Source organism: Demequina sp. NBRC 110055 (genome assembly GCF_002090135.1).
Classification (GTDB): Bacteria; Actinomycetota; Actinomycetes; order Actinomycetales; family Demequinaceae; genus Demequina.
Genome location: NZ_BBRL01000004.1, coordinates 533,982 through 553,654, shown reverse-complemented (window position 1 = coordinate 553,654; position 19,673 = coordinate 533,982). Strand labels below are relative to the sequence as shown.

The window sequence follows — 19,673 nt, the reverse complement described above, 5'->3', positions numbered from 1 at the left end:
GCCGTCGCTCGGTTACGGCGCCGGGCTCGTCGTATCGGTGGGTTCAGGGGACGGGGTGGTGGGTTCCGGCGTGGGTGTCGGCGTCGGGTCAGGATCCGGCTCGACGGGAGGCTGGGCAGTGACATCGCACCTCATCCGACCGGACTGGAAGGGCTCGATGTCCGCGAGCGCGCCCGTGAAGGTGACGGTCACCTCGGCGTAGTTGCTTTCCCACCGTTCGGTGGCCTCTTGGTTGCCGATGGCGTTGGCGAACCACCGTGTCTGAACCGAGTAGTGACCGCCCTGCGCCGCCACGGCGACCTGGGCGGTGCGACCGGTGTCGGTCGCCGTGCAGCCTGTGAAGGACACGCTCGTGGGGTAGGCACGCTGCTCACTGACGGGATCCACTGTCGTCCGGGAGTCCGAGCACGGCGCATTGGCCCCGAGGAAGGTGGGGCAATACACCGCCTGGATCGAGGGGCGCGAGCCGAACGAGTTCTCCAGTGTGAACGTCGTGGTGGGCGTGCCGCCGTTAATGATGTACCGGAGTTCAAACCCGCGCGGTGCATTGTCGACGGCCGGACGGTCCCATCCGGTCTCGCAGGAGTTGCGGTTGAAGCCCGAGCTGCGGCACGTGTCGTCGACGTCGTAGCCACGCGTCACGCGCGGCGCACCCGGGTCCTGGTAGGCGAAGACGCCGTCCACGTCGAGCGACGCGGTGCCGTAAGGCGTGCCCTGCCAGCGGCTCTCGGCACAGACGTCGTAATTGCGGACCTCGTTCTCGGTGACCTCGACGGTGACGCTCGCGGTCCCGCCCTGCGACTGAACGGTCGGCGTGCAGCGCCGGTTGTCCTCGGCGACGCCGACCCACGTGGTGCTGCCCGCCCCGGCGCTTGCGACGGCGACGGTGAAGGTCACACGGGTGGCCGCGTCGTTGGCCTTCCACGTGGGGCTCGAGATCTTGGGCCCACCCACGCCGTTCGCGGTGAGGGTGACCGACTCACCCTGCTCGCTCGACGAACCCACCGGAGGCAACTCAAACCGCGTCACGGGCGTGATGGTGATCTGAGTGGGCTCGTTCGAGCCGATCGCGAAGCCGTCGACGGACACGGATCCGGCACGCGACACATTCGCGGTCGCGGTGGCGCCGCTCGCGGCCTCGAGCCTCACGGACCGGGTCGAGGCGTCGGTGATGGTCATCGCGATGTCGACCTTGCCGCCGTCGGCGCCGGCCTGGCTGGGCTCCCACGTGACCTGAGTGGGCTTGGCCGGCGGAGCATACGACCACGCCGTGGTGGAGGCGGAACTCGCCGAGGTGCCCACGGAGTTGACGGCGACGGCGGTGTATTGGCGCTTGTCGCCGTTCGGCACACCGGTGATCTGGCTACACACGCCGGAGGCGGTACAGGTAGCCACCTCGGTGCCATCGCGGGTGATGTGGAAGCCGCTGATCTTGGGGTACGACTGCGCCGCGGCGCCCGGCGAGACCGCCAGGGTCACGGTGCCGTCGCCATACGCCGCCTGCGACACCGAGGCGGGCCCGGCCGGGTAGCCCTGAAGGTCGAGGCTGACGCGTCCGAGCCGGTCCCCGGAGCTGAGTCGCCCCTGGGCGTCGCGCACCACGAAGGTTGCGTCGCAAACCGCGCCGGGAGCGCCATCCGACCACGACGCCCGCACTGCGGTCTCCGAGGCGATCTCGAACGAGACACCCCGGCACGTGCCGTCGGCGCTGACCGACACCAGTTCAAGCGGCGTGCCCGGCAGCGGGTTGACCTCTCCGGTGGCGCCGATCACGGTGATCTCGCACGAGGAGCCCTCGTCCTGTGCACACTGCTTCGCCACTGTTCCGCCCTTGGGAAGCGCCGACGGCGCGGGTCCCACCTCGAGCGAGAGGGTCACGGGAGGCGTCTCCGGGTCGGAGGTGAGGGTGACGGTGACGGTGTCGAGCGAGCCGGGAATGGCGGTGTCCGCCGCCGCGATCTGCAGGCTCGTGCCCGACGGCGTGACCGTGAACTGTTCTCCCTGGTAGGTGGTCGCAAACTCGACGGCGCGACCGGCCGCACCGACGGGCCACGAGACCATGCCGTTCAGGTCGAACGTCGCCGTATCTCCCGGGGCGATCTCCAGCGAGGCACCGGTCAGCGTGGGTTGCGGCGCGGCCGGGATCACGACGATGGGTACCGGGAGCACCGTTGCCTGATCCTGACCGACGACGGTCACGGGAACCTCGCACGTGTCGGAGTAGGGCTCACCCTCCCCCGCCGTGTATCGCACCACCGTGCCGGCGACGGCGTCGCACCTGCCCTCGGGCCGGACGCCGCCCGAGCGCACGGCCGCACCGTCGATCGTGAAGGCCGTCTCCGGCGGCAGCGCGATGAGGCTCGCGAGGTCGATGTCGACGCTCTCGCCCTCGTTGACCTCGGGCGCCTCGAAACTGTCCCTCAGCGCAATGCGGAGCTCCTCCTCACCTGGCACCCGCAGGAAGCCGTACGAGGTCACCGCCTCGCCCGCGAAGTTCTGGCCCGAGACCTGGAACGGCACCAGCCGGCTCTCCTGCGGAAGCGGGCCGCTGATGCTCCAGCCAGTAGCGGTGAGATCCGGCTGCTCGCCCCACAGTGACAGGGACAACGCGCCCGCGTCTCCGCCGCCCCATGCCACCTTGTCCGTGAGGACGTCGACGCCGGTCGCGAACGTTTCGCGGGTGTCGGAGGTGAGGACGGTGTCGGCGACGATGGGAACGTCGGCAATCGGCTCGCGCACCGCCTTGACGATGATGCGGCCTATCGACGTCGAGCCCGACGCGTTGGCGACCGTGTAGGTGAAGGCCAGGGTGCCGGGCTCGTCGCCCACCGCGAGGGTGACGCGCTCACCCTCGACGTCGATGAGGTGGGAGGCGAGCGCCGCGTATTCGGCGGAGTCGGGCTCGGCGTCCGGTCGCACCGCGGTGAGCTCCAGTTCGCCGCCGCCGAGGTCGACGTCGTTGGCCGTGGGGGTCACGATCACGCGCCGGTCCTCGCCTACCTGGGCCTGGACGTAATCGGTGTAGGTGACAGGACGGGGGTCGAGCTGCTCGGCGAGCACCCCGACGGTCGCGGTCGCGGTCGCGATTGCTCCCCTGGCGTCAATCACGGAGAAGGTGAAGGAGGCCTGGCCCGCGTAGCCGGCCTCCGCGGCGTAAACCAACGAGCGACCGTCGGAGGACACGCGGGCCGAGCCGGACTCGGGCTGCGTCTCGATGCGATTCAGCGCGACCGCATCGCCGTCCGGATCCGTGCCGGTGCCGTCAAAGGGCAGGCGCACCTCCTGGCCAGCGGCCACGCGGCCGGCGAGCGGACGGGGCACAGGGGGCTGGTTGGTGTCGGAATCGAGCACCGTGACGACGACCTTCGCCGTGTCCGCCTGCGTCGGGTAACCCAACACGTAGGCGGCGTAGTCGATGGTGTACACGCCGGGGGTGTCGGGGGCGAGGTAGCGGATCACATTGCCGGCCGGGAACGCGAGTCCGCCGCCGTCGGACAACGCGACCGATGCGGCGTCGAGAGCAATCACGTTACCCGCCGGTCCGACGTCGTTTGCCAGCACGGAGATGTCCGCCTGCGTCCCGACCCGGACGGTGAGCGCGTCGTCGACGGCCAGCGGCGTGGTGGGGACCTCTGTGCCGAGCAGGATGACGGTGACCTCGCCGCGTACGGTGCCCTCGGGACGGCCCGTGCCATCAGACACCGTGTAACCGACCGTGCCCAGGGTGCCCGGTTGGCCGTCGCCCGTGTCCCCCGACAGCCGGAGCGCGGAGTGGCCCACGACATCGGCCGACAGCCTCGCGCCGTCCTCGGGGTCGGTCGCGAGGTCGCTGAGCAAGAGGACGGAGCCCGCGGGGTTGGTGACCGCCGCAAGCACGTCGACCGTCACGTCTTCGCTCGCTCGCACGAACGCCGTCAGCGGCACCGTCGTCAGGCGCTCCTCGTCCTCACTCAGGACGGTGACGCGTACCTTGCCACGGGCATCGGCCACCCCGTCGGTGACGGTGAAGTCGACCAGATAGCTACCGGCTTCGGGCGCGGTGAAGGAGAATCCGACCGTGCCCTGCGCCGTAGCCACCACGGCATCGTCCTCCAGCCCCAGGGACGCCTCGGTGACCGACAGCGGACCGCGAGCGCCGGTGACGTGGTCTCCCACCTCGACGGTGGTCGTGACGTCCTGGGACACCGTCACCGCGATGTCCGCCACGGCGAGCTCCGGCTCACCGACCACGGAGATCGACAGGTCCTTCGAGGTGGTCGCGCCGTGAGCGTCGGCCACCACCACCTCGATGGGCACCGCTCCGGTGTCAGTCGAGGAGGCATCCGTGTGTTGGAAGACCACCTGGCCCTCGGGCGAGGCGGCCACCACGCCGACGTCGGACGAGGTGCGGGCGGACGCCAGGTACACGGGGTCACCCTCGGGGTCCACCCAGCCGGTCAGGACGTCGGTCGTGACGGTGCCCCCAGGGTTGACCTGCGGGGTGGGCCACTCCAGCTGGCACGCGTCGACGCCACACCACACGGGAGGCGAGTTCTCGCTCGCATCCTTGGCGGTCACGGTGACGGTCGCAGGGCTAGACAGCAGGCCGTCGTCGGTGGTCCCGTCCGTGACCGCATAGGTGAAGGAGGCGGACCCGCTCGCATCGTCGGCGACATCGATGACGAGCGCCTGGGCGTCGTCGGCGACCGATACCGACCCGAACGAGTCATCGAGACCGGTCACCGAACCCGGGTCAATGGTGAGGACGTCGCCGTTCGCATCGTGGTCATTGAGCAAGACGGGCAGGGCGACCTGGCGGCCCGCCCGGACACCCAGGGCATCGTCGACCGCGACCGGTGCGCGCGGGTCGGTGACCTCCGTGGCCACCTCGCGGTCGTCCTCGGCAGCCTGCACCTCGTCGTCGCGCTCCCACTGCTGCGACGAGGTGACCAGTGCGCCCGAGGGCACCGACCACACCCACCCGGTGCGCGCCTCGTTCAGGATCATCCGCGCGCCGTTGGAGCGCAGGACAGGCGTGCGCCGATCTCCCAGCGTGAGGCCGCCGTAGTCGAGGCTCGAGGCGCTCGCGTCGCTCGCCCACATGGTTCCCGGCCCCTCGCCCGCGGGCAGCCAAGCGGCCACGACCCCGGAACCGTCCGGGCGCTCGAGGGGCCTGGCGGGCTCTCCCAGCGCCAGGTCGAGCGAGCCGTACACACGCGTCACTCCGGACCCGTCGAGCTCGACCGCGATGGCGCCGTACTCATCCGCGAGGATCGCCTGGGTCCTCGAGGTGCCCGACTCTTGCAGCAACGGATCCTCGTCCGCCGTGGTCGCGACGGGCTCGTCGAGGCCCTCGATCCACAGCCACCCGTCGTCGCCCTCGAGCAGCACCCAGCGCTCGCCCACCCAGGCGATCTGCAGGTCGTCGCTCACAGGGCCCTCGGGCAGCGATGTCGTCGCGAGCACGTCGCCAGTCGCAGCATCGGCCGTCATGACCGACCGACGTTCGGCCGAGTAGGCCGCCACCCTGCCGTCGGCGGCCACCGCCACCGCATCGGCGCTGAACCGAGGACGGTCCTCACCCTCGCCCACCTCGACCTCCGCAAACGGGTCGAGCGCGCGCGGCTCCATCGCCGTGCCCGCGGAGACGAGTCCCGCATACACCTCCCCGGTTTCGGTGAGGTATGCGACGGCGTCGCCCGTGTGAGCGACGACGTCCGTGCCCACCGGCGTCGAGACGGTGCCCTCGGGCGCGGCCGTGTCGATGTCGTGGGGCCTCGCGGTGTCGAGGGAGGTGACGGAGCCGAGGTTGTCGGAGTACACCAAAAGCGTCGAGGCGGCCTGCACCAGGTCGGAGGGGGCCGATGCCGACTTGACCGTGTCGATCTCCGCCACCGCCGTGTTGATGCGCGCGAAGCGTTGGCCGGTCGCCGTCTGCAGCGCCCACACCGACGCGTCGTCCGCCTCCACCTCACGCTCGTCGAAGCCCGGGGCGAGGACCGCTCCTGCGACAACGGTGGCGATCAATGCGCCGACTCCGATGCGTCGCATGCGGCGACGACGCGCCGCCGTGGCACGGCCCAGCCCAGCCTCGACGGAGCCCGGGCTAGCGCCCGGTTCGGCCGCCATCCCGTTGGCGCCCATCGCGTTGTTGCCCGGACCGACGCTCACGTCACGCGCCCCACAACAGGAAGAACGCCGCCGCAGCGCCCATCAGCGCCGCGCCGCCGATGACGGCGCTGACCACGATCCGTCGGCCGAGCCGCCCGGCCCGGCGCTGGTGACGGGTCGACGTGCCCGCCCGCGAATGCGATTCCGCCTCACGCCGCAAGCGCTGAGACTGCACCGGCACGGTCGAGCGGGCCTGGTGACGCTGCTCCTCCTCCGTTGCCGCAGCAGCGGCGCCCGCGGCCCAGTCGTCCGTGGGGACATCGAGAGGCGTGGCGGCGAGCCCCAGCTCGGCCTGCACCTGTTGAAGGGCCTGCGCAAACGCCAAGGCCGTCGGGTACCGGTCCCCCGGGAGGCGGCGCATGCCGCCCTCGAGCGCCACCTGCAGGCTATCGGGCACGTCCGCACGGTCGATGCGCGTGTACTTGGCCCGCATGATCCGCTTCGTCAGCTCCGCATCGTCCCGCCGGCCGGTGCCCGTGTCGAAGGGGCTGCGCTGAGCGAGCAACGTATAGACCGTGGCCGCGAGCGCCCACACCTCGGACGCGATCGTGCCGGACGTGCGCCGGTCGACCACCTCCGGGGCCGACCACGGTGGCGACATCGCAATCACGTCGTCCTCGCCTTTGTCGAGCGCGGCCGCCACACCGAAGTCGGACAGCACGGGGTGACCGAAGCTCGTCACCAGGATGTTCGAGGGCTTGATGTCGCGGTGCAGCAAGCCAGCGCGGTGACTGGTCTCGACGGCGCAGGCGATACGGATGCCGATCTGCAGCACCTCGTGAACCGGCATGCGTTCGTGCCGGTAGCGGTTGGTCAGCGACGCCGGGCAGTACTCCGAGACCAAGTAAGGGCGACCGTCGGGCGCCACTCCCGCGTGGTACACGGTGAGGATGCTGGGGTGAGCACTGAGGCGGGCCATCACGTCCGCCTCGGCCGCGAGCGCCCGGGCCGCCTGCGCGTCTTCGATGCGACTGAGCAGCACCTTCACGGCGACGTGACGGCGCGGCATGTCCTGCTGGAACAGGAACACGTCGGCAAATCCACCCGACCCCAATGGACGCACGTAGGTGTATCCGGGCAGGACGGGAGGCTGCAGTGTCTGGCGCCTGGCCACGCACACCCCCTCCCGCTTGTGCTCGTGCCATCGAGACGCGGCCCTGGGCCGCGGGAACGGAGAAACTCTAACCGACGGCGCCGCATGCTCCGGTGTCTTCCCCAGCCGTGTGACGACATACGCAAGCCGGACAGACCGGACGGCCCATGCCGTGGAGGGCGTGGCCTTCTCGCCTACAGTGGGGCCACCCGCTACCTCGGGAGGATTCATGCCTAGCCTGCACCGCCGAACGTCGGCCCCGTCTCCAGCACGCCCGGAGGCGCCCGCGCCCACCATCCAGTACGTGACGGATGGTCATGCCACGGTCGCCCCGGCATCGGCCGGCGTCACGGAGGCCCTCGCGTACGGACGCGAGCCCGGGCGGATGGCGATGCTGCTGTTCGCGAACCCCAGCCGCGACCAGATCGCCGCGTTGGCCGAGGCATGGGACCTGCACCCGCTGCTCGAGGAGGACCTGGTCAACGCGAGCCAGCGGCCCAAGATCGAGCGCTACGGCGACACGTTGTTCATCGTGGCTCGCTCCGCTCACTACGACGATGCGGCCGAGGAGGTGGACCTCGCTGAGTTCCACCTGCTGATGCGTCCCGGCGCGATCGCCGTGCTGTGCCAGGACGGGCGCTGGGTCGACGGAACGCCGTCGTCGCGTTTCGCGGACGAACTCGAAACCGCGCCGAGCGAGCGCGACCGCGCGTTGCTGGACGACAGCGATCTGCTGCGGCTGGGGCCCGAGGCGGTCATGTATCGCATCCTCGACACGATTGTGGACGGCTACCGTCCCGTCCTCGAGGGCATCACCACCGACCTCGAGGAGATCGAGAAGCAGGTTTTCACCGGCGACCCCACGGTGGCCGAGCGCATCTACCGCCTCAGTCGCGAGGTCATCGACGTGCAGCACGCTTGCACGCCACTGACGGCTGTCATCGAGTCACTGCGTGGGGGCTTTCGCAAGCACGGCATCGCGGAGGAACTGCAGGCCTACCTGCAGGACGTGTCGGATCACCTCGCTCGAGTCGACGCCCGCGCGAGCGAGCTGCGCGAGTCGCTCGCCCAGATCCTGTCCGTCAATGCGACCCTCGTGGGCCAGCGCCAGAACACCGCGATGCAGAAGATCTCAGGCTGGGCGGCCATCGCGCTCGCACCCACGATCGTCGCGGGCATCTACGGCATGAACTTCGACTCGATGCCGGAGTTGCACTGGGCGTTCGGGTACCCGTTCGCGTTGGGCCTCATGGTGACGCTGTCGGTCGCGCTGTACGCGATCTTCAAGAAGTCCAAGTGGATGTAGGTCCCGAGCGCCCTAGGAGCCACTCAGTGCCCGGTGTGCACCGCCGTGCGCCCTGGGAGCCGTTGAGTGCCCGGTTTCGGCGAAAAACGGGCACTCAACGGCTCGCAGGTAACGAGGCGCGGCGCACCGCCGCCGTGACCAACGCTCGGCATGCTGCGGGACGGTCCACCACGTCGTTCCAGCCAAAGCGCAGCACCGTGAACCCTGCCGCGACGAGCGCGTTTTGACGTTCCCTGTCGGCATCGCGCTGCTCCTTCGTGGCGTGGTACCGGTCGCCGTCGAGCTCGACCACCACCTTGGCGCGACGGTGCAGCATGTCTGCGCGCACCGTGCGTGCGCCGAGTTGGATCGGAGCCTGCCACTCGAAGTCCGCGAAGGGCGCGCCGACGAATGTCTCGTGCTTGGCGCGAACCTCCAACGGAGACGTCGCGCCTGCCGCGAACCACCCGAGCACTCGCGTGAGGCGGCGCCGATCGGGCAGGCGCGGCGAGCGCTCAGCCTCGCGTGCGAGCTCGCTCCAGGTGCACACTCCGCTCCACAGCGCCTGCCACAGACGCTCGTTGCGGTATGCCGGAGGCGCGAGCGCCCAGGCGTCAACGAGGGCTCGCGCCGGCACCACCGTCGGGATTCCCCGGGCAGTCGACCGATGTGCGGGCAGCCCCGTCTGGTGCACGCGGATCCACGGCGGCGGGTGCAGCCGATCACCATGGGCCGTCACCAACTCCACGATGGTCGAGGTAGGTAGGCCGGGTGCGTGGAGGTGCAGGGCGAGCATGCCTGTCACCAGCGCACGCGGGGCCCACAGAGACGCCGCTCGCGCCATCACGACAGGGTCGTGTTGGTGCGCGGCCGCGACGTAGACCCCCGGCAGAATGCGAGCGACCTCACCGCGGGAGACCGCGCGATCGAGGTGGCGTCGTGACCACCGCGTGAGGATCTCACTGCGAGTGAAGGCTCGCGGCGCATCGGCGAGCACGGAGGCGAGGGTCGCTGAAGGGGGCACCCGGAGCGTCGCAAGGCCAACCATCGTCCCAGCGCACCAGTCACGTCACGTGTGGGCGAGCTTCGCTGCCAATCCTGGGGAGTACGCAGCCTCGCGCAGCGGCTGTGTACAACGCGCCGCCACATCACTACGGCTACATTGAGGTCACCGGCGTCAGGGGGACGCCGCTTCCCGGGGGTCTCGATGACATTGTCAGTTGCCGCACGCGTCTGCGGAGCCGCCGCCGTTGCTTTGGTACTCGCAGGCTGCTCGGCGAGCGGCGGGTCGCTTGTTGCTGCAGATGGCGGCGCCGTGTGCTCGCCTCGTATGGCAGACAGCACGACGTACTTCGGCACGTTGCTCACCAACTCCGGCGACGATCCCATCACGTTGACGGGAGTCGAGTGGGAGGGTGAGATGGTCGACGACGCCAGGTTCCAGGTTGATCTCGCCGGCGAGGCGCTGGACCAGTTGGTGGGGACCATGAGGTGGCCCAACGACGACCCCCTGGGGTATGAGGAAGACCTGCTCGCTCGCACCGTATCGGTCGAGGGCGCGGTCATTCCGGCGGGGTCGACGGCGAACATGCTGGTCGCCATCGAGCCCGCATCGGCCGCGGACGATGCCGCGGTCACCGAGACCCGTGTGTCCTACCGCGAGGGTCTGGGTTACACGGCCACGAACGGCCTCACCATGGTGCTGGCCACCGAGGTCGGCTGCGACATGGGTATCGACGCGGAATCCTAGGAGGCACTCAGTGCCCGGTTTTCGCGAAAAGTGGGCACCCCATGGCTCCCAGGGCGCAGCGGCAGGGCGCAGCGGGCGGGAATGGTGCGCCTCCGGGGCGCCTTAGCCCTCGTACTCCTCGAGCGGCGGGCACGCGCACACCAGGTTGCGGTCGCCGTGGGCGTTGTCGATGCGGGCCACGGGCGACCAGTACTTGTCCTGACGCAGGCCGGGCACCGGGAAGGCGGCCTGTTCACGCGAGTAGGCGCGGTCCCAGTCATCGGAGACCACGGCATCGGCCGTGTGAGGCGCGTGACGCAGGGGCGAGTCGGCCGCCTCGATGTCTCCGCGCTCGACCGCCGCGATCTCCTCGCGGATCACCAGCATCGCGTCGATGAAGCGGTCCAGTTCGGCGAGGTCCTCGGACTCCGTGGGCTCGACCATGAGCGTGCCCGCGACGGGGAACGACATGGTGGGCGCGTGGAAGCCGAAGTCGATGAGGCGCTTGGCGATGTCCTCGGCGGTGATGCCGCTGGCCTTGGTCAGCGGGCGAATGTCAAGGATGCACTCGTGGGCCACGAGACCGCCGGGGCCGCGGTAGAGCACGGGGAAGGCGTCCTCGAGGCGTGCGGCGATGTAGTTGGCCGCGAGCACCGCGACCTGCGTGGCGCGCCCCAGACCCTCGTGACCCATGAGCGCAATGTAGGCCCAGGTAATGGGCAGGATGCCGGCGGATCCGTAGGGCGCCGCGGACACGGGCGCGCCCTGGCGACGCAGCTCGGCGGGCCGCTGGATGCTCTGGCGTAGCGCCGGCAGGAACGGCACCAGGTGCTCCGCTACGGCGACCGGGCCCACTCCGGGGCCGCCGCCGCCGTGCGGGATGCAGAAGGTCTTGTGCAGGTTCAGGTGGGACACGTCGCCGCCGAAGTGGCCGGGCTTGGCGAGTCCCACCAAGGCGTTGAGGTTGGCGCCGTCGATGTAGACCTGACCGCCGGCGTCGTGCACCGCGGCGCACACCTCGCCCACGTGCTCCTCGAACACGCCGTGCGTCGAGGGATAGGTGATCATCATCGCCGCGATGCGGCCGTCGTTCGCCGCGATCTTCGCGTCGAGGTCCTCGCGGTCCACCTCGCCGTTCTCGCTCGTCGCGACGACGACCACGCGCAGTCCGGCGAGCACCGCGGAGGCGGCGTTCGTGCCGTGGGCCGATGCCGGGATGAGGCACACGTCCCTCTCGCCGTGGCCGTTGGCCTGGTGGTACGCGCGGATGGCCAGCAGACCCGCGTACTCGCCCTGAGCGCCCGAGTTGGGCTGCACGGACACGGCCGCGTAGCCGGTGATGTCGGCAAGCCAGCCCTCGAGCTGCGCGATCATGTCGCGGTAGCCGCCGGTCTGCTCGGACGGCGCGAAGGGGTGGATCCGCGCGAAGCCGGGCCACGAGATGGGTGCCATCTCGACGGCCGCGTTCAGCTTCATCGTGCACGAGCCCAGCGGAATCATGGTGCGGTCCAGCGCCAAGTCGCGGTCCGCAAGGCGGCGCATGTAGCGCATGAGCGACGTCTCCGAGCGGTACATGCTGAAGATCGGGTGCTGCAGGTACTCGCTCGTGCGCCGCAGGGAACGCGGGATCGCGACGCGCGGCGCGGTGTACACCGCGTGGCGCTTGGTCGCGGTGACGGCCTCCACAAGCGTGTCCAGGATGTCGAGGCTCGTGACCTCATCACAGGCCATCGCGACGTGGTCGCCGTCGACCTTACGCAGGTTGATGCCCTTCGCGGCCGCCCTCGCCATGACCGAGTCGGCGCCGCCGGGAACCTTGGCGACCACCGTGTCGAAGAAGTGCTCGTGCAGGATCTCGACGCCCGCGGCACTCAAGGCATCGGCCAACGTCACTGCCGTGGCATGCACCTGCTGGGCGATGGCACGCAGGCCGTCGGGACCGTGGTGGATGGCGTAGAAGCTCGACACGACAGCCAGCAGCGCCTGGGCGGTGCAGATGTTGGACGTCGCCTTGTCGCGGCGAATGTGCTGCTCGCGCGTCTGGAGCGACAGCCGGTAGGCGGTCCGCCCCTCGGCGTCCACGCTGACGCCCACAAGCCGACCAGGAAGCTGGCGCTCGAGACCCTGCTTGACCGACATGAAGGCGGCATGCGGACCACCGAAGAACAGGGGTACGCCGAATCGCTGAGCCGAGCCCACGGCGATGTCCGCACCCAGCTCTCCGGGCGGGGTGATCATCGTCAGGCTCAGCAGGTCCGCGGCGACGGTGACGAGGCCGCCGGCCGCGTGCGCCGATGCGATGACGTCCTGCACCTCGCGCAGCACACCGGTGAGGCCCGGCTGCTGGAGAACGACGCCGATGAGGTCGGCGGGCGCCTGCCAGTCCTCACCAATGTCGTGGACCTCGAGGCGCAGGCCGATGGCGTCCGCGTGGGCCTCGACCACAGCGATGGTCTGCGGCAGGCACTCGGAATCGAGGACGACGACGCCCTCGTCGCGGCCCTTGACGGCGCGGCGCATCAGCAGGACGGCCTCGGACACCGCCGTCGCCTCGTCGAGCAACGACGCGCCCGCGACGGGCAGCGCCGTGAGGTCGGAGACCATGGTCTGGAAGTTCAGCATCGCCTCGAGCCGACCCTGTGAGATTTCGGCCTGATACGGCGTGTAGGCCGTATACCAGGCGGGATTCTCGAGAACGTTGCGACGGATCACCATGGGCGTGATGGTGTCGAAGTAGCCCTGGCCGATCATCTGGATGTGCACCTGGTTGCGCTGGGCGAAGCCCTGGAGCGCGTGCAGCGTGTCGTTCTCCGACAACGGATCGGGCAACACCAAGACGTCGTCTTGTCGGATCGACGCGGGAACCGCGGCCTCCACGAGATCCGCGAGCGAGTTTTGGCCGACGGCCTCCAGCATCATCTCGACGGCGTCGCCCGAGGGCCCGATGTGGCGGTCAGAGAAGGAGGTCACCGGCCCATTGTGGCGCATCGGCCCTGCTCGCGACAGGGGCCGCGCGGGGCCGTCGCAGGAACACCTTGTGCCACGATGAAGGCTCGCGACGGGAGGATGCACGATGGAGACGCTGCTGGCCACGGTGCTGGGCCTGATGACCGGGGTGGGCGTCGTGAGCGTGCATCCGGCGATTCATCCCGGGCGCCTCCTCGCCGTCGTGGCGGGAGTGGTGGGCGGATGGCTCGGCTCGCTGTGGTGGGCCGACGACTTCGCCGCGCGGTTTGCGGACCATTCCTATGCCGGCGCCGCCGTTGCCGGGGCGATCGGTGGTGCGGCGCTCGCACTCATCGTCGGCGTCGGCATCGGCGTGTGGCGCAGGACGCGTCAGTAGGCTGGCGGGCGTGAAGCTCGTCGTCCAGGTGCCCTGCCTCAATGAGGAGGGCTCCCTCGCCACCGTTCTTGCGTCCATCCCGAGCCGCATCGACGGCGTCGACGAGATCGAGGTCGTGGTCATCGACGACGGGTCCACCGACGCCACGGCACGGATCGCGGCAGAGCACGGTGCCCACGTCATTCGCCACACCCGCACGATGGGCCTCGCCCAGTCGTTCAGGGACGGCGTCGATTACGCGCTCGCGAGCGGCGCGGACATCGTCGTGAATACGGACGGCGACAACCAGTACCCCCAGGAGCGCATCGGCGACCTCGTCGCCCCCATCCTGGCCGGCTCCGCCGAGATCGTCATCGGCGACCGCCAGACCCACCAGATCGCGCACTTCTCGCCGTTCAAGAAGCGCATGCAGCGGTTCGGCTCGTGGGTCGTCAACAAGGCGGCGGGCACGCGGCTGCCCGATGCCGCGTCGGGCTTTCGCGCCTACTCGCGTTATGCGCTGTATCGCCTCAACATCCTCACGCGCTTCAGCTACACGATGGAGACCATCATTCAGGCCGGCGAGAAGCGCCTCGCCATCGTGTCGGTACCGATCGACACCAATCCCAAGACCCGCGAGTCCCGCCTATTCGCGAACATGGGCGAACACATGTGGCGCTCCGCGCAGGCGATCCTGCGCTCGTCCGTGATGTACCGCCCGTGGGCCGTGTTCGCGAGCCTCGCTGTGGTCCTGGGCACCCTCGGCCTCATCCCCTTTGTGCGCTACGCGATCCTGGTGGCGATCGGCAACAGCGGCAACCACCTGCAGTCGCTCATCCTCGGCACCACGCTGCTCGTCGCGGCCGCCCTTTCCGTGGCGCTCGGCGTGATCTCCGACCTGCTGAAGTCCAACCGGATCCTCACCGAACAGTCGCTCGAGCACCTCAAGACGCAGCGCTATGGGCCCGCGCGGCCCGCCGCCGAGCTCCCGTGACACTCGACGTCACGCTGATCGGCCCCACCCACCCGTTCAAGGGCGGGATCGCCCAGCACACCACGCGGCTCGCGCACCGGCTCGCCGACCGCGGCCTGACGGTGGACCTGGTGTCGTGGCGCCACCAGTACCCGCGCCTGCTCTACCCCGGCCGCCTCACCGTGCCGCTGGACGAGCCCGAGACGCTGCCGTTTGCCCGCACCCGCCGCACCCTGTCGTGGTTCGCACCGTGGACGTGGTGGCGCGAGGCCCGCCGGCTGCGCGCGACCCGCACCGTCATCGTCACCGTCGTCACGCCGCTCCAGGCGCTCGCGTACCTCGCCATGATGCGCACGCTACGGCGCGAGGGCGTGCGCGTCGTCGCGCTGTTCCATAACGTGGTTCCCCACGAGGCGGGCCGGCTCGACCGCGCCATCACGCGGCGCGTGATCGGCAGGGCCGATGCCGTGGTCGTCCACACCGCCGACGAGGCCCGGGCGGCGCGGGACCTGGGCGCCACGGAGGTCACCGTGGCGGCGCTGCCGTCCTCACTCGACGCGTGGCCCGACCCGGACCGAGTCGTCCGCACCGATCCCCACACCCCGCTTGAGCTGCTCGCGTTTGGCCTGGTGAGGCCCTACAAGGGACTCGATGTCCTACTCGAGGCGGTCGCCCTCGCACCCCATACCCGGCTGCGGGTCGTGGGCGAATTTTGGGGCGGGGTTGAGCCGTACGAACGCCAGGTGGCGCGACTCGGCCTCGGGGAGCGAGTGAGCCTCGAGCCCGGCTACGTCGACGCCGCCGCCGTCCCCGCGATCTTCCACGCGGCCGATGTGGCCGTGTACCCCTACCGCTCCGCCACCGCCTCGGGAGCCGCGCTCGTCGCTCTCGACTGCGGCGTGCCCATCGTGGTGAGCGACGTGGGCGGGTTGCCCGGCCTCGTCGAGGGGGACGCGTACGGGCTGTCGGTCCCCCCCGAGGACCCGGCGACCCTCGCGGCGGCCCTCACCCGCGCCGGCACCCCGGCCGAGCTGGCGAGGTGGGATGCGAACCTGCGCCGCCGCATCGGCCACCACGACACGGGCTGGGACGGCTATGCCGACGCCGTCGTCGCCGTGCTCCGTCACCCGTAGGCATCGGCGTGTCGTGTGAGGTGACTCACACTGCACACGGGGGCGAGCGCGGCCTAGGACGAAGATCCTTTTAATCTTGGGAACGTCCCCACCCTGGATCCCCACGCGGCCACCACCCCGGCCGCACGAGCAAGGAGGCTCACCCGTGACCACCATGAAAGCCGTCGTCCTCCACGGTCGCGAAGACCTACGTATCGACGACGTCCCGGTCCCGACCCCCGGTCCCGGCCAGGTGCTGCTGCGCAACGGCTACGCCGGCATCTGCGGCTCCGACCTTCACGCCGTCTGGGCGCCCGAGGCGCTGGGCCTCAGCCACGACACGCCCCACCCCGTGACCGGTGCGACGCTGCCCCAGGTCCTCGGACACGAGTTCTCCGGCACCGTCGCCGCACTCGGCGAGGGCGTCGACTCCGTGCATATGGGAGACGACTGCGCGGTCTTCGGCCAGTACTCGTGCGGTGACTGCGTGGCGTGCCGCGCTCAGCGCCCGAACGCTTGCCCCTTCATCAGCTTCCATGGCATCGCCTCCGACGGCGGCGGCATGGCCGAGTACACCGTGGTCGACGCCCACCGTCTTCACGTCCTGCCCGAGGGCATCGATCTGAAGCTCGGCGCGCTCGTCGAGCCCATGACGGTCGCCTGGCACGCCGTCTCGCGTGCGGAGTACCCCGAGAACGCCTCCGCGCTGATCGTCGGCGCCGGCCCCATCGGCATTGGCCTGTATTTCGCGCTCAAGGCCCGTGGCGTCACGCGCGTGCTGGTCTCGGAACCGAGCGCGGAGCGTCGCGAACTCATCGCCTCGTTTGGTGCGACGGTCGTCGACCCCATCAACGACAGCCTCGAGGCCGCCGTTCACCTCCTCACCGACGGCGAGGGCGTCTCCGTCGCCTTCGATGCCGCCGGTGTGGGCCCCGCGATCGAGGGCGCGCTCGCGTCCCTCGCGCCCACCGGCCGACTGGTGGTCGTCGCCTTGCACGAGCGCCCCTTCGCCGTGGGCGGGCTGAGCCTGGTGCGCGCCGAGCTCGACGTGGTGGGAGCCATGGGCTACCTGCAACACGAGTACGACGAGGTCATCGAGGCGATGCGCGCCGGCGCGTACGTCACCGACGGCTGGGTCGAGACCGTGAGCCTCGCCGAGACCGAGGATGCCATGAAGCGTCTGCGCGGCGGCAACGGCGCGAAGATCCTGGTCTCGGCGCGTTCGTGCGACGCGGTCGACGAGCCCGCGACGGCGCGGGCCGCCCTGGCCTAACCGATACGGGCCGATGCCGTGGCCGGGTTTGCGAACCGCCCACCCCGCCGCGGCATCGGCCCTCCTCGCACGCGAGTGTGGCGTGCGTCACGACGGGACCAGGGGCCCCGATGACCATGTGTCGGCGGCGTTAACTTTGGGAGGAACGGACCCCATCGCGGTCCCCCGAGTCGTAGGTTGATCCCGTGACCGACATCGCCCCCACCATCGCCGTCCGCGACCGAGACGTCGCCAGCTTCACGCGCGAGTTTCTCCAGCAACTGACCTTCACCCAGGGCGTTTCGCTCGAGGGCGCCTCCGACAACGACAAGTACCAGGCGCTCGCGCGCACCGTGCGCGCGTACCTGACGTCGGACTGGCTGGCGACGACCGACGCTCAGCGCACCGGCGGTGAGAAGCAGGTCGCCTACCTGTCCGCGGAGTTCCTGCTGGGTCGCCAGCTCGACAACAATCTGTTGGCAGCGGACCTGGGCGGCATTGCGCGTGAGGCGATGGAGTCTCTCGGGCTGAGCCTCGACGAGCTGCGTGAGCTCGAGGTCGAGCCCGGCCTGGGCAACGGCGGTCTGGGTCGCCTGGCGGCGTGCTTCATCGACTCGATGGCGACCGAGGACATCCCCGCGATCGGCTACGGCATCCGCTACGACTACGGCATCTTCAAGCAGACCTTCGTGGACGGCCACCAGGTCGAGGAGGCCGACAACTGGCTCGCCATGGGCTCGCCCTGGGAGATGCCGCACCCCGAGAACGCCGTCGAGGTCGGCTTCGGCGGTCGCGTGGACGTCGTCACCGGCGAGGACGGCGTCGAGCGCCGCGCCTGGGTGCCCGACTGGCACGTCGTGGGCGTGCCGTACACGTACATGGTGCCCGGCTACCGCAACGGGCGCGTCAACACGCTGCGCCTATGGAGCGCCAAGGCCACCCAGGCGTTTGACCTGAAGATCTTCAACTCGGGCGACTTCGAGGACGCCGTGCGCGCCCAGACGCGCGCCGAGACCATCTCGCAGGTGCTCTACCCCGAGGACTCGACGCCGCAGGGCAAGGAGTTGCGCCTCCAGCAGCAGTACTTCTTCGTCGCCTGCTCGCTGCGCGACTACCTGGACCGCGTGCTACCCGAGGGCGCGGACCTCGCGACCCTTCCCGAGCGCATCACGTTCCAGCTGAACGACACGCACCCCGTCATCGCGGTGCCGGAGCTGCTGCGCATCCTCGTCGACGAGCGCGGCATGGAGTGGGACGCCGCCTGGCCCATCGCCCAGAAGGTGTTCGCGTACACGTGTCACACCCTGCTGCCCGAGGCTCTCGAGGTGTGGTCGGTGGAGCTGCTGGGCAGGCTGCTGCCGCGCCACCTCGAGATCATCTACCGCATCAACGAGGAGTTCCTCGCACAGGTGCGCGAGCGCTACCCGCACGAGCCGCTGCGCGAGCGCCACATGTCGATCATCGCCGAGGAGCCCGTGCGCGCCGTGCGCATGGCGTACCTCGCGACCGTCGCCGGCTTCAAGGTCAACGGCGTGGCGGCCCTGCACTCGCAGCTGCTCGCCGACAAGGTGCTGACGGACTTTGCGGACATGTGGCCCGAGAAGTTCACCAACGTCACCAACGGCGTCACCCCGCGCCGCTTCATCCGCCTGGCCAACCCCACCCTGTCCGACCTCATCACCGAGGCTGTCGGTGAGGGTTGGGTCGCTGACCTCGACCGCCTGCGCGGCCTCGAGCCGCTCGCGAACGACCCGTCGTTCCGCGAGCGATTCCGCTCCATCAAGCGCGCCAACCGTGCGCGGTTCGCCGACGTGCTGGCCGCGCGCGACGGCATCGAGATCTCGCCCGACGCCATGGTCGACGCCATGGTCAAGCGCCTGCACGAGTACAAGCGTCAGTCGCTCAAGCTCCTACACATCGTCTCGCTGTACGAGCGCATCACCACGGGGCGCGTGGCACTTGCCGACGTCACCCCGCGCACGTTCGTCTTCGGCGCGAAGGCCGCGCCCGGCTACGTGCGCGCCAAGGAGACCATCGCGCTGATCAACCACGTCGGTGCCACGATCAACGCCGATGCTTCCCTTGAGGGCAAGCTCAAGGTCGCGTTCCCGGCCAACTACAACGTGACGCTGGCCGAAAAGCTCATTCCCGCCTCGGACCTGTCCGAGCAGATCTCGCTGGCCGGCAAGGAGGCCTCGGGTACGGGCAACATGAAGTTCGCGCTCAACGGCGCGCTGACCATCGGCACGGACGACGGCGCGAACGTCGAGATCCGCGAGCTGGTGGGCGACGACAACTTCTTCCTGTACGGCATGACGGAGCCGGAGGTCGCCGCACTCTCCGAGTCCGGCTACCAGCCCGAGAAGCTTTACGAGTCCGATGAGGACCTGCACCGCGCCCTCAACCTGCTGATGTCCGGCGCGCTGACCGGCGGCGAGCGCGGGTCGTTCGTCGCCTCGGTGTGCGCGTCGCTCATCGAGCGCGACCGGTTCATGGCGCTGGCCGACTTCCGCTCCTACGTGGATGCCCAGGAGCGCGTCGACGCGGCGTACGCCGACGAGGACGCGTGGACCCGTTCGGCCATCCTCAACGTGGCACGCACCGGCTTCTTCAGCTCGGACCGCTCCATGCGCGACTACACCGAGCGCATCTGGCGCGCCTAACAGCTCCCCCTTCGACGGCCGATGCCGTGGTGAGGAATGCATCGGCCGTCGCCTGCCGTTGACGAAGGACGTGCGCCGGTTCCCCCGTCGCACA

11 protein-coding genes are annotated in these 19,673 nt (G+C 69.9%); 7 read left to right on the top strand and 4 right to left on the bottom strand.

The genetic code is table 11. The annotated features are described in order from the left end of the window. Nucleotides 1-12: 12 nt before the first annotated feature. A complete protein-coding gene (locus B7K24_RS02580; RefSeq protein WP_084128495.1) occupies nt 13-6,150 on the bottom strand; it encodes an Ig-like domain-containing protein in 6,138 nt (2,045 codons plus the stop codon). Nucleotide 6,151: 1 nt separating this feature from the next. After that, nucleotides 6,152-7,264, bottom strand: coding sequence for a serine/threonine-protein kinase (locus B7K24_RS02575; RefSeq protein WP_234986525.1), 1,113 nt, complete (start codon nt 7,262-7,264; stop codon nt 6,152-6,154). A gap of 208 nt (nt 7,265-7,472) precedes the next feature. Between B7K24_RS02575 and B7K24_RS02570 the strand changes: the two genes are divergently transcribed. Then, nucleotides 7,473-8,549, top strand: coding sequence for a magnesium and cobalt transport protein CorA (locus tag B7K24_RS02570; RefSeq protein WP_084128493.1), 1,077 nt, complete (start codon nt 7,473-7,475; stop codon nt 8,547-8,549). A gap of 94 nt (nt 8,550-8,643) precedes the next feature. Here the strand turns inward: B7K24_RS02570 and B7K24_RS02565 are convergent, their stop codons facing one another. Next, complete coding sequence (locus tag B7K24_RS02565; RefSeq protein WP_084128491.1) at nt 8,644-9,576, bottom strand: type IV toxin-antitoxin system AbiEi family antitoxin domain-containing protein; 933 nt, start codon at nt 9,574-9,576, stop codon at nt 8,644-8,646. 282 nt (nt 9,577-9,858) lie between these two features. Here B7K24_RS02565 and B7K24_RS02560 point away from each other — a divergent pair, with 282 nt between their 5' ends. Continuing rightward, nucleotides 9,859-10,278: a hypothetical protein gene (locus B7K24_RS02560; protein WP_084128490.1), complete on the top strand. Its 420-nt coding sequence runs from the start codon at nt 9,859-9,861 to the stop codon at nt 10,276-10,278. A 102-nt stretch (nt 10,279-10,380) separates the two neighbouring features. Here the strand turns inward: B7K24_RS02560 and gcvP are convergent, their stop codons facing one another. Then, nucleotides 10,381-13,245 (bottom strand): aminomethyl-transferring glycine dehydrogenase, encoded by a 2,865-nt coding sequence (gene gcvP / locus B7K24_RS02555; protein ID WP_084128489.1) that lies wholly within the window; start codon nt 13,243-13,245, stop codon nt 10,381-10,383. A gap of 85 nt (nt 13,246-13,330) precedes the next feature. Here gcvP and B7K24_RS02550 point away from each other — a divergent pair, with 85 nt between their 5' ends. The 5 genes from B7K24_RS02550 (at nt 13,331) to B7K24_RS02530 (ending at nt 19,579) form a co-directional block, all read left to right on the top strand. Continuing rightward, a complete protein-coding gene (locus tag B7K24_RS02550; protein WP_084128488.1) occupies nt 13,331-13,600 on the top strand; it encodes a hypothetical protein in 270 nt (89 codons plus the stop codon). A gap of 10 nt (nt 13,601-13,610) precedes the next feature. Beyond that, entirely contained in the window at nt 13,611-14,573 is a 963-nt protein-coding gene (locus tag B7K24_RS02545; protein ID WP_084128487.1) for a glycosyltransferase family 2 protein, read from the top strand. Continuing rightward, on the top strand, nt 14,570-15,685 hold the full coding sequence (locus B7K24_RS02540) for a glycosyltransferase family 4 protein (protein ID WP_084128485.1): 1,116 nt from the start codon (nt 14,570-14,572) through the stop codon (nt 15,683-15,685). Before B7K24_RS02545 ends, B7K24_RS02540 begins: the two co-directional genes overlap by 4 nt. A 154-nt stretch (nt 15,686-15,839) precedes the next feature. Next, on the top strand, nt 15,840-16,937 hold the full coding sequence (locus tag B7K24_RS02535) for an alcohol dehydrogenase catalytic domain-containing protein (protein WP_084129222.1): 1,098 nt from the start codon (nt 15,840-15,842) through the stop codon (nt 16,935-16,937). A gap of 185 nt (nt 16,938-17,122) precedes the next feature. After that, complete coding sequence (locus B7K24_RS02530; protein WP_084128484.1) at nt 17,123-19,579, top strand: glycogen/starch/alpha-glucan phosphorylase; 2,457 nt, start codon at nt 17,123-17,125, stop codon at nt 19,577-19,579. The last annotated feature ends 94 nt before the right edge of the window (nt 19,580-19,673 follow it).